Annotated in this window: 10 protein-coding genes; 3 read left to right on the forward strand and 7 right to left on the reverse strand. The window is 69.0% G+C overall.

Translation table 11 applies throughout. From position 1 onward, the window contains the following. Positions 1-6: 6 nt before the first annotated feature. The 7 genes from AB0L65_RS36685 to AB0L65_RS36715 form a co-directional block, all read right to left on the reverse strand. Positions 7-1,005 (reverse strand): ABC transporter permease, encoded by a 999-nt coding sequence (locus tag AB0L65_RS36685; RefSeq protein WP_364255093.1) that lies wholly within the window; start codon positions 1,003-1,005, stop codon positions 7-9. Positions 1,006-1,014: 9 nt separating this feature from the next. Next, the gene (locus AB0L65_RS36690; RefSeq protein WP_364255096.1) at positions 1,015-2,997 is read right to left on the reverse strand and encodes an ABC transporter substrate-binding protein; all 1,983 of its coding nucleotides are present in this window, start codon (positions 2,995-2,997) and stop codon (positions 1,015-1,017) included. 16 nt (positions 2,998-3,013) lie between these two features. After that, on the reverse strand, positions 3,014-5,185 hold the full coding sequence (locus AB0L65_RS36695) for an Ig-like domain-containing protein (RefSeq protein WP_364255099.1): 2,172 nt from the start codon (positions 5,183-5,185) through the stop codon (positions 3,014-3,016). Positions 5,186-6,213: 1,028 nt separating this feature from the next. After that, positions 6,214-7,236 carry a sugar-binding transcriptional regulator gene (locus tag AB0L65_RS36700; RefSeq protein WP_364255102.1) on the reverse strand — a complete coding sequence of 341 codons (1,023 nt, stop codon included), beginning with the start codon at positions 7,234-7,236 and terminating at the stop codon, positions 6,214-6,216. A gap of 544 nt (positions 7,237-7,780) precedes the next feature. Continuing rightward, entirely contained in the window at positions 7,781-8,677 is an 897-nt protein-coding gene (locus tag AB0L65_RS36705; RefSeq protein WP_364255105.1) for a nucleoside hydrolase, read from the reverse strand. Positions 8,678-8,733: 56 nt separating this feature from the next. Continuing rightward, positions 8,734-10,020 carry a hypothetical protein gene (locus tag AB0L65_RS36710; protein WP_364255108.1) on the reverse strand — a complete coding sequence of 429 codons (1,287 nt, stop codon included), beginning with the start codon at positions 10,018-10,020 and terminating at the stop codon, positions 8,734-8,736. A gap of 204 nt (positions 10,021-10,224) precedes the next feature. Then, complete coding sequence (locus tag AB0L65_RS36715; protein ID WP_364255111.1) at positions 10,225-11,544, reverse strand: pectinesterase family protein; 1,320 nt, start codon at positions 11,542-11,544, stop codon at positions 10,225-10,227. A gap of 163 nt (positions 11,545-11,707) precedes the next feature. On the opposite strand from AB0L65_RS36715, the gene AB0L65_RS36720 reads away from it, so the two are divergent. The 3 genes from AB0L65_RS36720 (at position 11,708) to AB0L65_RS36730 (ending at position 14,584) form a co-directional block, all read left to right on the forward strand. After that, entirely contained in the window at positions 11,708-12,172 is a 465-nt protein-coding gene (locus tag AB0L65_RS36720; protein WP_364255114.1) for a hypothetical protein, read from the forward strand. 166 nt (positions 12,173-12,338) lie between these two features. Beyond that, complete coding sequence (locus AB0L65_RS36725) at positions 12,339-13,622, forward strand: sugar ABC transporter substrate-binding protein (protein WP_364255117.1); 1,284 nt, start codon at positions 12,339-12,341, stop codon at positions 13,620-13,622. A gap of 101 nt (positions 13,623-13,723) precedes the next feature. Next, positions 13,724-14,584 carry a sugar ABC transporter permease gene (locus AB0L65_RS36730; protein WP_355201073.1) on the forward strand — a complete coding sequence of 287 codons (861 nt, stop codon included), beginning with the start codon at positions 13,724-13,726 and terminating at the stop codon, positions 14,582-14,584. Positions 14,585-14,586 lie beyond the last annotated feature (2 nt).

A 14,586-nucleotide genomic window follows, 5' to 3' on the forward strand; every position in this document is an offset into this window, starting at 1 on the left:
GCGGCGCTACTCTCTCTTGTACCGTTTGCGGATTCGCGGGTCCCACCACGCCAGCGCCAGGTCGCTCAGCACGGTTCCGATCACGGTCAGCGTGCTGAGGATCATGATGAAGCTGCCGACCAGGTACATGTCCTGGTTCATGACGCCGTTGAGCAGCAGCGGGCCGCCGGTCGGCAGGCTCATGACCACCGACACGATCGTCTCCCCGCCGATCAGGCCGGGCAGCAGCCAGCCGACCGTGCTGAAGAACGGGCTGAGCGACATCCGCACCGGATACTTCAGCAGCAGCTTCCACTCCGGCAGGCCCTTGGCCCTGGCCGTGTGCACGTACGGGCGGTAGAGCTCGTCCAGCAGGTTCGCCCGGGTCACCCGGATCATGCCGGCGGTGCCCGACACGCCGATCACCACGATCGGCACCCACAGGTGGCCGAGCAGGTCGAGGACCTTGCCCAGGTTCCAGGCGGCGTCCTGGAACTCGGGGGAGAACAGGCCGCCGACGCTCTGGCCGAAGAAGCGGAAGCCGACGTACATGAGGACCAGCGCCAGCATGAACTCCGGCACCGCCATGCCGATGAACCCCAGGAACGAAAAGCCGTAGTCGCCCCACGAGTACTGCTTGACCGCGCTGTAGATGCCGATCGGGAACGCGATCGCCCAGACCATGAGCAGCGAGCTGATCGACAGCACCGCCGACAGCGCGACCCGCTCGCCGATGAGCGTGGAGACCGCCTGGTTCCAGGCAAACGATTGACCAAAATCGCCGTGCAGGAGGATCGCCGTGATCCAGCGCCAGTACTGCAGCAGGAGCGGGTCGTCGAGGCCGTACCGGTGCCTGAGGTTGGCGATCTCCGCAGGGGTGATGCCCTCGCCGCCGGCCTGCGCGTTGGCCACGAGCGTCGAGACGTAGTCGCCCGGCGGCAGGTTGATGATGACGAACGTGACGATCGAGATCGCCCAGAGCGTCACCACCACGTACACCAGGCGGCGGCCGAAGTAGCCCAGCACGTCGGCCCCTCAGAGGGAGTACTGCTCGGGCTGGGTCGGCCCGGGGGTGGTGGGTGCGCTGGCCATCGAGTCGGGCACGTTCTTGAAGCTGTTCGACACGATGCCGTACTCGTCCGGGTACGTGCTGATCCCGATCGCGTAGAACTGCTGCGCCGCGATCTCGACCACCTTCTTGGCGGACTCGATCGCCTTGGTGGTGTCGGGCTCGGTGCGCATCGTGGTGAACGCCTCCAACTGGTCGCGCACCTCCTTGGGCGGCTCGTCGCCGGCCTTGCCCTTGCTGCCGTACCACTGCGCCCAGCGGATGGCGTAGCGGGCGCTGCCGGAGTTGCTCGGCACGTAGTAGTGGTCGCCGCCGGTGCCCGTGATGATGTCGAAGTCGCTGCAGGTGTACGTGGAGGCCTGCGGCTGGTTCGCCATCGTGCGCTCGGTGAACAGCGTGCCCGCGACCGGGTCCACCCGCAGCCCGACCCCGACCGCCTCCCAGCCCTTCTTCACGAACTCCAGCGCCTCGGTGTGGTGCGGGAACTCGGTGCTGGCCATGACCGTGACGATCAGCGGCTTGCCGTCGGGGCCCAGGCGCTTGCCGTCGGCGTCCTTCTTGGTCAGCCCGGCCTTGTCGAGGTGCTCGTTCGCCTTCGCCGCGTCGAACTCGGTGTACTGCTTGCCGAACGCCTCGTTGTGCACCACGTTCCGCTTGGACGGCGCGGCCTGCCACGGCTCGCCCTGGCCCGCGTACACGCCGTCGATGATCTCCTTGCGGTTGATCGCGTACGACAGCCCGATCCTGAAGTCCCTGTTCTGGAACAGCTTGCGCAGCTCGTCGTCCGCGATGTTCTGGTTGAACTGGATGATCATCGTGTTGCTGAGCCGGCTCGGCACGTCGAACAGCCGGTACTTGCCCTTGGCGGCGTTCTGGGAGACCAGCGGCTTGTTCTCCGGCGTGTTGAAGTTGCGCAGCTGCATGCCGATCTCGCCGTTCATGATCTTCAGCAGCTCGACCTGGACGTCGCCCAGCACCTCCGCCCGGTAGCGGTCGATGTACGGGAGCTGGCGCCCCTGCTGGTCGACCTTCCAGTAGTACGGGTTGCGCTCGGCCACCAGCGCCGTGCCCTTGCCGATCGGGCTGCTCACCTTCCAGGCGTGCAGCGTGGGCTGGTCGGCGTTGTGCCACGGGTCCTGCTTCTGCATGAACAGCTGCGTCCAGTCCTCCAGCTGCTCGTCCTTGGCCAGCTGGTCGACGTCCGGGTTGTACTTCTTGTGGAACTGCTTGAGGTAGTGCTTGGGCAGCAGGAACCCGATCGGGCCGGGCCGCTCGAACGTCGCGACCGCGATCTGGAACAGCAACCCCGCCTTCGGCTCCTTGTAGACGTAGCGGACGGTCCGGTCGTCGACCTTCTCGACCTTCACCCGCTCGGTGGTGCTGCCGTTCTCCAGGTAGAGGTCGTAGATGCCGGTGGTGTGCAGGTCGTGGTACGTGGCCACGTCCTCGAAGGCGAACATCAGGTCGTCGGCGGTGCACGGCTGGCCGTCCGACCACTTGAGGCCCTCGCGCAGGCGGAAGACGTATTCCCGGCCCCCGTTCTTGACCTCGAACTCCGCCACGTTGGCCACGATGTCGTCAGGGCCCTTCTGGCCGTTCGTGCCGGGCTTGAGCCTGACCAGGGGCTCGTACCCGAGGGTGTTGGTCAGCCAGTCGATGTCGTCGTCGCCGACGAGGGCCGAGGCCCAGGTGCCGCCGTACCTGCCCGGCTCCTTCAGCGGCGTGACGACGAGGGGGTTCTTCGGCAGGCGCTGCTCCAGCGGCGGCAGCTTGCCGCTCTTGACCAGCTGCGCCAGCGCCGGGGACTCCTTGGCGGACATGTCGGCGGCCTGGACGGCGCCGCCCGTGTCGGGGCTGGTGTCGAAGAAGCTGCAGCCGGTGGCGGTGGTCAGCAGGAGAAGGCCGCCGCCGCGGAGGAGGTTCCTCCTCGTGAACGGTTGGTGGGTCATGGGGGGTACTCCAGTTCTAACGATTGACCTTCACCAGGCTGAACCTGGCCGTGGTGTAGGCGTGGACCGCGTTCGCCTCCTGGTTCCCGTCGACGGCGAGGCCGATGTAGAACCGGCCGGTCCGCATCGCGATGCGCTCGTAGCCGATGCGGTCCCAGTTCAGTGAGTTGGACGACAGGAAGGCCTCGAACTCGTTGTCCCCGGTCGGCAGGCTCCGGCAGACCAGGCGCAGCCAGTACGGCTTCTTCGGGTTCAGCGGGTCCTCACCGGCGGCCGGCCAGATGCCGACGCTGGGCTGCTTGCCGTTCGAGGCGACCCTGATGGCCTTGGCGCGCATGCCGGCACCGTCGTCACCGCTCGCGGACAGGCCGATGCCGGCCATCATGAACGGTGAGTTCGGCGCGAGGTCCTGGCGCACCATGATGCCCGCGACGGCGTCGACGTGCCCCATGCTGATGCTGTCCACCCGCGCGGTGATCTCGATGACCTCGCCCTGTTGGCTGAACCCGACGGCCTGGTAGGCGAAGTGGAAGGAGTCCTTCCAGCCGGCGATCTTCCCGGACCCCTTCAGCGTGAACACGCCGTCCTTCAGCGCCGTGCTCCCGGGGATGGCCACCTCGCCGATGTCCTTCGCCGTCCACGGCTTGTGGGTCATGGTGCGGGTGACGTGGATCGGCACCAGCGACGAGGTGGTCGCCGACCCTGTGCTGTCGGTCGCGCGCGCCGTCAGCGAGTAGGTGCCGTCGGTCGCGTCCGCCCAGGTCGCCTGGTACGGCGCCGCGGTGGCCTCGCCGATCTTCTTGTCGCCGTGGAAGAACTCGACCTTGGCGATGGACGCGCCGTCGAGGGCCTTGGCGTCGGCCTGGACGACGACGGACTGCTGGTCCGTGGCCGCCGCGAACACCTGGTCGATCTTGGGGGAGAGAATCGCCACCTCGGGGTTGCCGGCCCCGGCTCGCTGGATGGAGTTCAGGTAGCGCTCCAGGTTCGTGTACCCGCTGCCGTCCACCGTCTTGGCGTCGTCGGCGTTCTCCGGGTTCAGCCCCTGGGCGGTCTCCCACTCGTCCGGCATGCCGTCGTGGTCGCTGTCGGCGGGAGCGGGCACCTCGGGCGGTGCCGGCAGCCAGCCGCCCACGTCCTTCTGGGAGTTGATGTGGCGCCCCGTGCCGGTGCGCGCCTCGTTGATCAGCCTGGCGTCGATGGCGTCCCGTCGAGGCAGGGTGGCTCCGGCCTGTTCCAGGACCGTCGCGAACGCCTGCTGCGCGGGCTGCTCCGTGATGCCGTTCCCGAACTCCACCGGCCTGGGCCGCAGCGTGATGCCGCCGGTCGGGTAGGTGATGCCGAGCGTGTTGTCGGCCGTGAGGTCGGCGTGGCCCTCGACCGTGTTGCCGCTGACGTGCCACTCGCCGAACCGGCCGGGGGCCACGATCGTTCTGGCGATCGGGGGCAGCGTGTTGGGGCCGGGCTTGTAGTAGTTGCCGATGATGTTGATGCCGTTGGCCCACTCGCCGCCGTAGCAGGTCGTGATCCCGGGGTTGTAGATCACGTTGTTGCGGTGGTCCACCGCCAGGCTCATGCCCTCGGTGAAGCTGAAGCGCGGGTTGCGGCCGTTCTCGTGGATGAGCAGGTTGTGGTGGTAGGTGATGGTGTCGCCGCCCCACAGGCCACCCATGCCGTGCCGGCCCTTGGGGTGCACCGAGTTCACCAGGCCCTCGGAGATGATGCACCACTGGACGGTCACGTTGGTGTTGCCGTAGACGGAGAAGCACTCGTCCACGCCCCAGCTGAAGGAGCAGTGGTCGATGATGATGTCCCGCACGCCACGGGCGCCGAAGGTGTCGATGGCGGTGCCGAGTTCGTCGCCGCCGCGGAAGCGCAGGTGGCGCAGGATGATGTTGCTGCCCTTGATCTGCGTCTCGTTGCCGATGACGGTGATGCCGTGACCGGGGGCGGTCTGGCCGGCGATGGTGAGGTTCGAGCCGGTGATGTCGAGGCCGCCCTTGATCCTGATGTTCCCGGAGACCCGGAAGACGACCGTCCCGTCGGACTTCGCCACCGCCTCACGTAACGACCCGGGGCCGTCGTCGTCGAGGGTGGTCACCTCGTACACGGCGCCGCCCCGGCCGCCGATGGTGTACATCCCGGCCCCCTCGGCGCCGGGGAAGGCGGGCACACCCTTCGCCCTCACCTTCGGCGCGATGGTGGGGGTGGGGCTCGGGCTGGGCGGTGCCGCCACGCCGGAGGTGCCCGCCCATGCCACGGCGGGCGGAACCAACGCCGCGGACCGCACGAAATCCCGGCGACTGAATTCTGATTGCTGGCGATCGAAGCCTTCGGCCTCGCTCATGCGAAACGCTCGCTTTCTGCCCCGAATAGACAGGGCTGTGCCGTCTTTCGGCACGACTCCGGACCACGCTGTCGCTAAGTGAGAATTTTTATTCAGCCATGAATGGAGTGGATTCATCACATCGTGAACGACACCGTTGTGACTGTCAAGAGCGCTTTCCAACCCGCCAGATCCAGCGTCAACCCCCGCAACCGGCCCACCCGAACCCACCCACCCACCTCACCCCACCCTCACCCGCCCGGCCCGCCCGGCCCGCCCCGCCCGGCCCGCCCCGCCCCGCCCCGCCCGGCCCGGCCCGGCCCGGCCCGGCCCCACGAGCCTGACGGCGTCCGGCGCCACGAGACTGAGGGTCTTCCCGCACGAGGCCGACGCTTTTGGGCGCGCACGCCGACGGCCTCCGCCACGCGGGATCGCCGACCCCCACCCAAACCCGGCGACCTCCTGCACCTGAGCCCGGCGACCTCCGCCGCCCAGGCCCGGCGACCTGCAGCACGCAAGCCCGACGACCCCCACCGCCCAAGCCCGGCACCCCCTCCGGCGCGCAAGCCAGGCGACCTCCGCCGTGCGACCTACGGCCTTTCCCGCACGCGGCTCGGCGCACGATGCACAGCGCCCAGCAGAAGCGTTCCCCGTGCCCCTGCGCTCATCGGCCCCCAGCACGCCATGGGGCCCTCAGCACCTCGTTCACCTTCAGCAGGCCATGGGGCCCTCAGCACCCCGCGCACCCTCAGCACCCTGGGGCCCGCTGCACTCCATGGCTGGCCCTCAGCCCTCATCGGACCTAGGCTCCTCACCGGCCCTCAAGCAGCCGCGCGCAACTGGGCACAGCAAGACTGCCCCCAGCAAGACCGCCCCTGACCAGGCGAAGGTCAGTCCTTCAGGAGTTGCTCAGCCACACCCACATCCGTGATGAGCGTGTTCACCCAACCCCCACGCAACGCCGCCCGAATGGCCGCCGTCTTCCGGCGACCCCCAGCGATGGCGATCCGCCGCGGCACCCGCAGCAGATCAGCCGCCGAGATGCCAAGAATGCGCTCCTCGAGCGGCGAGGCGATCAGCCGCCCCTCGGCGTCGAAGAAGCGCAGGCACACGTCACCCACCGCCCCCAACTCCCGCAACGTCTCGAAGTCCTCCTCCGAGATGGCGTTCCCGCTGTCACGCAGCAGCGGCGACGGGTCCAGGCTCCCGATCCCCACCAGCACCGTGGTCAGCCGCGACCAGGCATCCACGACCTGCCGTACGACGTGATCGTCCGAAAGCGCCTGCCGGGCGGCGGCGGACCCGACCAGGCCGGGCGCGGGCAGGAAGACGGGCTCGGCGCCCGTGAGGTCGGCCAGATGGGCGGCCAGGCGGGTGGCCTGGACCTGCGCGGACCCCTTGCCCACCCCGCCGATGAGCTGGACGACCTCCTCCGCCACCTGCACCGGACGGCGCTGCATGGCCTCCACCGTGGCCAGCAGGCTGGCGCTCCAGGACGAGATGCCCAGGTACTCGCCGCCGATCAGCGTGGCGTCCAGGTAAGTGGCGCCGGCCGAGCCCAGCGCGGCCACCACGTCGTGGTTGTCGCCGGTGGCGTCCACGACGATGATCTGCTCCACGCCGTACTTGCGCTCGAGATCCTCCTCCAGTAATGCGTGCACGCCGCTGGGCACCACGACCACCGTGCGTACGATGCCGATCTCCGCGGCCTCCTTGAGCAGCCGCGACACCCGCGGTTGCGAGATGCGCAGCTGAGCCGCGATCTGCGGCTGGCGCACCCCGTGCTCGTGGTAGAGGCGGGCGACCCGTACCAGGAGCCGCATGCGTTCCGACTCCTGGCCGAGCCGGCGACCGCTGAACCTCATGGGCTCACCGCCGGAGCGGCCCTTCTCGAACTGACTGTCAGCTCCCACGATCGCTGGCCTCCGCTTCGGCTCCGCCGCTCATGCTGGTCCGGTGGCGAGCCCGGGCCACTGCCGAGTGCCATTCTGCTAGCCCGCGGCGACGCTCGCACCACGATGCCCCGGGTACGTGGCACGCGCCACGACCCGCCACCCAGGACAGCACCCGACGGGACCGTACACCGACCGCGCCCCCGCCACCCCCACCTGCCAGCCACGCCGCCCCAGCACCGTCGCCCCGCCGCCCGGTCGCCGCAGCCGCCCCAGCACTGTCCCCCCGCGCCCAGGTCGCCGTCGCCGGTTCAGCACCACCGAAGGACCCGTTCGACGTCGCCGCTCCAGCACCATCTGCCCGCCGCCCGTTCGACCTGGTCGGCGCCGCGCCGAGGCCCCCGAACTACCCCAGCACCGTGTGGAGCCCACTCCTACGGCCCAGGGTCGCGAGCCGGGCGAGCCCTGCCCGAGCCGCAGACCGCCGGCAGGGTGCCCGACCGCCCCGCTCCCGCTCCCGAACGTCGGCGAGCCCACATCGCACCCCTCCCTCCCACCATCGCGCCTACCGCCGGGCGAAGGCCTGCAGCTTCGCGAAAAAGTCCTCGAAGATGAACCGCGCGTCGATCGAGTCGTACGTACGGATCGCCCGATTTTCGAGAGAGAAGTCGTACGACCCGTCGTGGCGGAAGTTCGGGGCGGGGCGCTCCACCCACGTCCCGCAGTCGGGGTGGAGCATCAGCCCGATCGCGGGCGAATCGCCGAGCGCGCGGAACTCGATCGACGGCCCGCTGTGCTGCTCGTTCCACTCGACGAGCTGGCGCACGAGGTACTCGCCGATCTCGCCGTACGGCGCCACCTTCGCGTCGAGCTCGGCGTATCCGACCGCCGTCATCCGGTACGTCGGCGCCGGGACCTGCCAGACCCTGACCGCCGAGGAGAACACGACGTTGGCCGCCACGATGTCGTTGGACAGGTTGAACTCCGGCCGGGCGGGCAGGCCGCCGCGCCCGTCGTACCCGTTGCCGCCGATCCAGATCACGGTCACGTCCCGCTCGGCGATGCGCGGCTCCAGGAGCAGGGCCGAGGCCATGTCGGTCAGCGGGCCGAGGAAGGCCACGTAGAGCGGCTCGGAGACGTCCCGCATGGCCTCTTCGATGATCAGGTCCGCGCCGGGAGACGGGACCGGGGTGACCACGTCGGGCAGCGCGTACGGGGCGCCGTCCTCGACCCTGACCGTGCCGTCGAGCTTCATCAACCGCAGCAACAGGTCGATTTCCGCACGGCTTTCCTCCAGGCTCGACCGGGTGCGGCGATTGCCGAAATGCGCGGCGATCAGCCCGCGTATATCGAGGCTCGGTGAGAGCAGGGCGTGCACGATGGCAAATTGGTCGTCCGCCTCGTTTTTGGCGTCGGTGTTGACGATCACTCTGCGCCGGTGGGAAAAGGTACGGCCCGCCATGCACACCCTTCCATCTACCTTGAATATCTATTCAAGTACGTATCTATATTCCGATATTATGTTGTGACATTTGTGGTGTCAAGGTCCCAGAGGATGACGGACAGCGCGAACGGCGAGATGGTGTGGTCGTCGTGCGTGGCGTCCTCAAGGAGATCCCACCGTCCGTGCTCGGGCCGCCCGCCGGCGAGCAGCGCCACCCGGTCGCGTACCGGGGCCTGGTAGACGCGGTGCCCGACCCCGTTGAAGCAGCACTCGTCGAACCGGTTGAGGATCTGCACCTGCCCGCGTCCCGGACCGACGGACGCCAGCACGTACATGTCGAGGAAGTCGTCGGAGGCGGCGGCGTAGAAGCCGGGCAGCGCCTCCTTGGTCTGCTCCCAGTCGCCGGTCGTGGGGCGCGGCTTCGGCGAGGCGGGACGCAGGAAGAACGGCAGCGACCCGGCCGTGGGATAGCTGCGGGTGACGCGCGGGTCCAGCGCCGCGAACACCGTCGTCGTCCAGCCCCCGCCCGACAGGCCGATCATCTCGACGGAGGCCGGCCGGTACGTGGCCTGCGCGTGGTTGAGGGTGACCGTGAGCGGTTCGAGGAAGAAGGTGAGCGCGGAGAACTCGGTGCTCTCCCAGGGCGGGAGCTCGCGGTGGGAGGGGTTCGGCAGCAGCTTCGCCGGGTCCTTGGGGTCGGCGATCTGCTGCTGGTTCCAGTGCTGGAACGGCATCGCGTACGCCATCACTCGGTAACCGCGGTCGAGCAGGGCCTGGACGGTGCGGAGCATGGTGTCGAACGGCTCGCCGTGGCCGTTGTGGTAGAGCGCGAGGCGCCGGTTCCACCCGTGGCGCGGGACGATGTCGTACACCTTGGCCGAAACCTGGTAACCGAGGGGGACCGTCAGCCGGTCGATCCGGCGAACACCCGTCAGGGAGGCGAAGTCGGGAGCCGACACGCCGGTCTCGACGGTGGGGAGCGTCTTCGGCTGCCCCGCGCCCTTCCAGATGTAGTCGATCATGCTCTTGCGTTTGGCGGCGATGTCGGCGGCCGACGCGATTCCGATCAGCGGCTCGATGTCGACGCCGGCGACGGCGGTCGGCAGCGTCTTGTACTCGGGCCCGAACCTGGCCGCCACCTCCTGATTGACCGGCGCCACCGGCCGCGGCACCCCCTTCCCCCCGCGTACCCCCTCATCCAGCCCACCCGCTCCCGCCGCCCTCCCGCTGCCGGCGCGGCCCACGACCCCGGCCCCCGCACCGGTACGACTCGCCGCCTCGGCCGGCCCTGCGACGACGGCCGCCCCGATACCACCCAGCACCCCGCCCAGCAGAGCACGCCTACTCGCCAACTTGTCCATCTCATCCATTCCTTCCACTACGTCAAACCCGTGATCTCAGCCCCCGCCACCACCCCGACCCGGTTACCGGGAGGTGCACCGCCCCAGCTCGGTGGCCGGTGGCGCACCGTTCCTGGCTCGGTGGCCGGTGGCGCATCGCTCCGGTCCGGTGGCTGGGAGGTGTGCCGCCTTGGTTCGGTGGCCGGAGGTGCGTCGCTGCCCGGCTCAGCGTGGCCGGGGATTCCAGCCGCCCAGGACGAACGACGGGTCGCTCCACTTCTCCGCCTCGGCGGTCGTCAGCTGCCGGGAGCAGGGCAGTCGTTGCGCGGTGTCGATGGGGCGGCCCGTGGTGAGGTCGGTGCTGCCGTACTCCAAGAAGGAGAGAGTCTGTGCCTGCGCGCAGTCGTTCGGGTCGATGGCCCAGCCGACGGGGGCGATGTGGCCGTCCATCTTGGTGTCGATGAACACCGCCTGGCTGTGCGTGAACCGCCACACAGCGCTGCGGCTCAGCACTACCGAGCCGTCCAGAACGCCGGGGGCGCGCGTCAGCTTGGTGCGGACGAACACCGCGCCCGGCCGGGTCGCGTCGTTGCGGCTCTGCGAGATGTAGCCGGCATCCGTCGACTCCAGCACCGAGTCCTGGATGAACACCGTGCCGGTGCCCCACACGAAGTCGGTGTCGCCGCTGATCCGGCTGTCGGTGACGAACCCCTTGCCCTGCAGGCGCAGGGTGTCCTGGTGGCTGCGCAGGTCCACGCGTTCGAGTGCGATCCGCTCGTTGTTGCCCCGGAACGCCTCCGCCTGCGAGCCGCCGTCGGGGGTCGTGTTGTGAAGTGTGAGGTTCTGAATCCGGAAGTCCGCCGCGTCCACCCCGAACATGGCCCGCCAGCAATTGTGCAGGTCCGAGGTCTCCAGCACGCGGCGCGGGCACACATCGGCGGGGCCGCCCTGGCGCAGCGCCGCGTCGCCGTTACGCAGATCGTTGTTGGGGTACTGGATCACGGTCCGGCCCGCGCCCGCCCCGCGTACGGTGATGTGCGGCCGGTCCTCGCGTACGTAGACGATCTCGGTGTAGACACCCGGTCGGACGTCGATCGTCACAGGTGACTGATTGCCGGTCGGCACGGCGTCGACGGCGCCCTGCACCGTACAGAAGTCCCCGGTCCCAGCCCCGGAAACCGTCAGGTGCCGGCTCTGAACCCCCTGCTTCCGGGTTTTGAAGCCCCACCTTCCGGCTTCCTGCACCCCGCCGAACCCCGCGAACACCTCGGGGTCGACGGTGACGTAGTACTCCTGTCCGTACTCGAGTTGCCGGTGCAGGTACACGTTGGCCGTGTTGCCGTCGATCATGATCGATTCGTACGAGAAGTCGTGCGGCAGGCCCGTGTCGGAGACGGCGGCGCCGATGTTCTTCTTGTCGGCTTTGGCCGCGGCGGCTTCGACCCGATCGACCAACGTGCCGTCGGCGACCCGGCGCACCTCGATCGCGCCTGAGGAACCCAGCGTCGGGGGTGCCGGGAAGCTGATCTTCAACGGCGCGTCCACGCAGGTCCCCCTCGCCCGCCCCGGCACCGAAAACCGCACCCCCGCCCCACCGCCGGCGTCTGGTCCGCCGAGGGTTCTCGCCCCATTGGGCGCATCCCGTCCGCTGAGAGCCCCCGCCCCATCGGCCACGGTTGGTTCTGCGAGGGTCCCCGCCCTCTCGGTCGTGCTCGGTCCGTTGACGCTTGCCGCCCCGATGGCGGCTGCAGCTCCGCTGGTCGTCGCTCTGTCGATGACGGTTGTGGCACTGCTGCTGGTGGTCGTGGCTCCGTCGACAGTGGCTGGGGCCCCGTTGGTGGTGGCCGCTGCCGCTGTAGTGGTGGCTGTCGTTCTGGTGCTGGTGGTCGCTCCGCCAGGGTTGGTTGTGGTTCTGGTGCTGGTGGTCGCTCCGTTGGGGGTGGGTGTGGTTCTGGTGCGGGTGGTCGTCCCGTCGGTGGTGGTTGTGGCTCCGCTGGTGGGCGTTGCGGCGGTGGTGGATGCGGCTTTGCTGGTGGATGCGGTCCCGGCGCTGGCTAGGGAGGTCGTTCCCGGGGAGGTGAAGGGTGGGGGAGTGAGGGATAAGGCGAGCGCTGTGGTGAGGAGCGCGGTGATCGGGGCCTTCACATTCACCTCTCTGAGAGCGAATGGATAGTTGGCTTTGAATATATATGTAGACGCCTCGACAAGATCGGTCAAGAGTGGGAGGTCTTGTCGGTTCGTGGGGGTTCGTGGCATGCTGGGCGGCCATCGTGGATGTGACACGTGTAGAGTCGGCGCTTGACCTGGTCAGCGGCCGGAAGGCTTGAAGGAGCAAAGCCATGAAGAAGAGCCTGGCCCTGGTGAGCCTCCTGGCCGTGCTGGCGGCCGGGTGCGGATCCGGAGGAGGCGGGGGCGGGGGAGATTCGGCGTCGAAGACGCTGCGGTTCGTCGGGCCCGAAGATCCCAAGACGTTCCAGCCGGTCATCGACGGGTTCCAGGCCAAGAACCCCGGCGTGAAGGTCGCGTACACGCAGATCCCCTTCGACCAGCTCAACAGCACGCTGCAGCAGCGGCTGGCCGCCAAGGACGACACGATCGACGTCTACACCGTCGACCAGCCGCGCGTCGCGGCGCTGGCCACCCGGGGGTTCCTGGTCGACCTGAGCGACTGGAAGGACCGGGTCAAGCAGGCGGCCCTGCCCGCCCAGTACGAGGTCAACGAGCACAACGGCAAGCTCTGGTCCGTCCCCATCTGGACCTCCGACCAGTTCCTCTTCTACAACAAGACCCTGCTGAAGAAGGCCGGGATCACCCCGCCGCCGAGCGACCCCGCCAAGCGCTGGACGTGGGAGCAGACGATCGAGGCGGGCAAGAAGGCCCAGGCCGAGGGCGGCGCCCAGTGGGCGTTCATCCCCGAGCAGATCGAGCAGTACTACCAGCTCCAGAGCCTGGCCGAGTCGCTCGGCGGCGGCTCCGGGATCACCGGGCCCGACATGCTCACGCCCGACCTGACCACCGACGGCTGGGTGAAGGCGATGACCTGGTACCGCGACCTGTTCGCGAACAAGCTGGCGCCGCGCGGGGTCGGCTCGTTCCAGACCTCGCCGCTGTTCAGCGAGGGCAAGGTGGCCTTCTTCGCGGGCGGCCCGTGGGACGTGGGCGTCTTCTCGGGGGCCAAGGACCTCGACTGGGGCGTGGCGCCGTACCCCTACTTCAAGGGCGGCAAGCAGGTGACGCCGACCGGCTCGTGGTCCTGGGGCATCAACCCGGCCTCGGAGAACCAGCCGCTCGCTCGCAAGTTCCTCGAGTACGCCGCGCTCGACCCCGAGGGCAACCTGCTGACCACGAAGGCCACCACGATCATCCCCTCGAACCGGGCCGCCTTCGAGAAGTACGTCCCCACCCTCGACGCGCTGGGCGGTGACAAGAGCAAGGGGGTCGGCGAGATCCTCACGTACGACGCCGAGCACACGGCGGTCGCGCGGCCCAGGTCGGTGGGGTACATCCAGTTCGAGGACATCATGACCAAGGCGTTCGCCGACATCCGGAACGGCGCCGATCCCAAGACCCGGCTCGAACAGGCCACGCAGGAGGTCAAGACGGCCTGGGCCCAGCTGCGATGACGGACGCGTCGGACGGGCACCACCTGTCGTCTGGAGGCGGAGGTGGAGGCGGAGGCGTGGCGGGCGGGCGGCCGTCGTCTCGGCGTAAGCGGAGCGGCCGGGTGGTCGGGCGGCCGGTGCTGGTGTCGCTGGCGTTCCTGGCGCCCGCCCTGGTCGCGCTCCTCGTCCTCCGGCTGATCCCCGCCGTCATGGCGTTCGCCAGCAGCCTGAGCCACACCAGCCTGGTCACCGGCGAGACCACGTTCGTCGGCCTGGGCAACTACGCCACGCTCTTCGCCGACCCGACGTTCCTCCAGAGCGTCCGCGTCACGCTCGTGTTCAGCCTGATCGTCAACCCGCTGCAGATCGCCGCCGCCCTGGCCCTCGCGGTCCTGTTCACCCGCCGCTTCGCGGGCGTCCGGTTCCTGCGGGTGCTGGTGATCCTGCCGATCGCGGTGCCCCCGGCGGTCTCGGCGGCGATCTGGAGCGTCGCGTACCGGCCGGACGGCCTGCTCAACTCGGTGCTGAGCGTGCTGGGCATCCCGCCGCAGCCGTTCCTCACCTCGCCGGGCCAGGCCCTGTGGTCGCTGATCGTGCTGCTGTCGTGGATCGGCGTCGGCTACTGGATGATGTTCCTCATCGCGGGGCTCCAGGACATCCCCACCTCCCTGTACGAGGCCGCCGCGATCGACGGCGCGTCGGCCTGGGCGCGCTTCTGGCATGTCACGCTGCCGCTGTTGCGCAGGCCGCTGGCGTTCGTGCTGGTGGCGGACACGGTCTCGAACTTCCTCGTCTTCGCCCCCGTACAGATGCTGACCAACGGCGGCCCGCAGGGCTCCACCAACGTCACCATGTTCGACATCTTCACCCGCGCCTACTCCGTGGGCGACCTGAACCTCGCCCAGGCCGAGGTGATGCTGCTCGTGCTGCTCGTCCTGGCCGTGGTGATCGTGCAGTTCCGGCTGCTACGGGGGAGGGACTGACC

It is taken from the genome of Nonomuraea sp. NPDC052116, from assembly GCF_040680035.1.
GTDB classification, from domain to species: Bacteria; Actinomycetota; Actinomycetes; order Streptosporangiales; family Streptosporangiaceae; genus Nonomuraea; species Nonomuraea angiospora_A.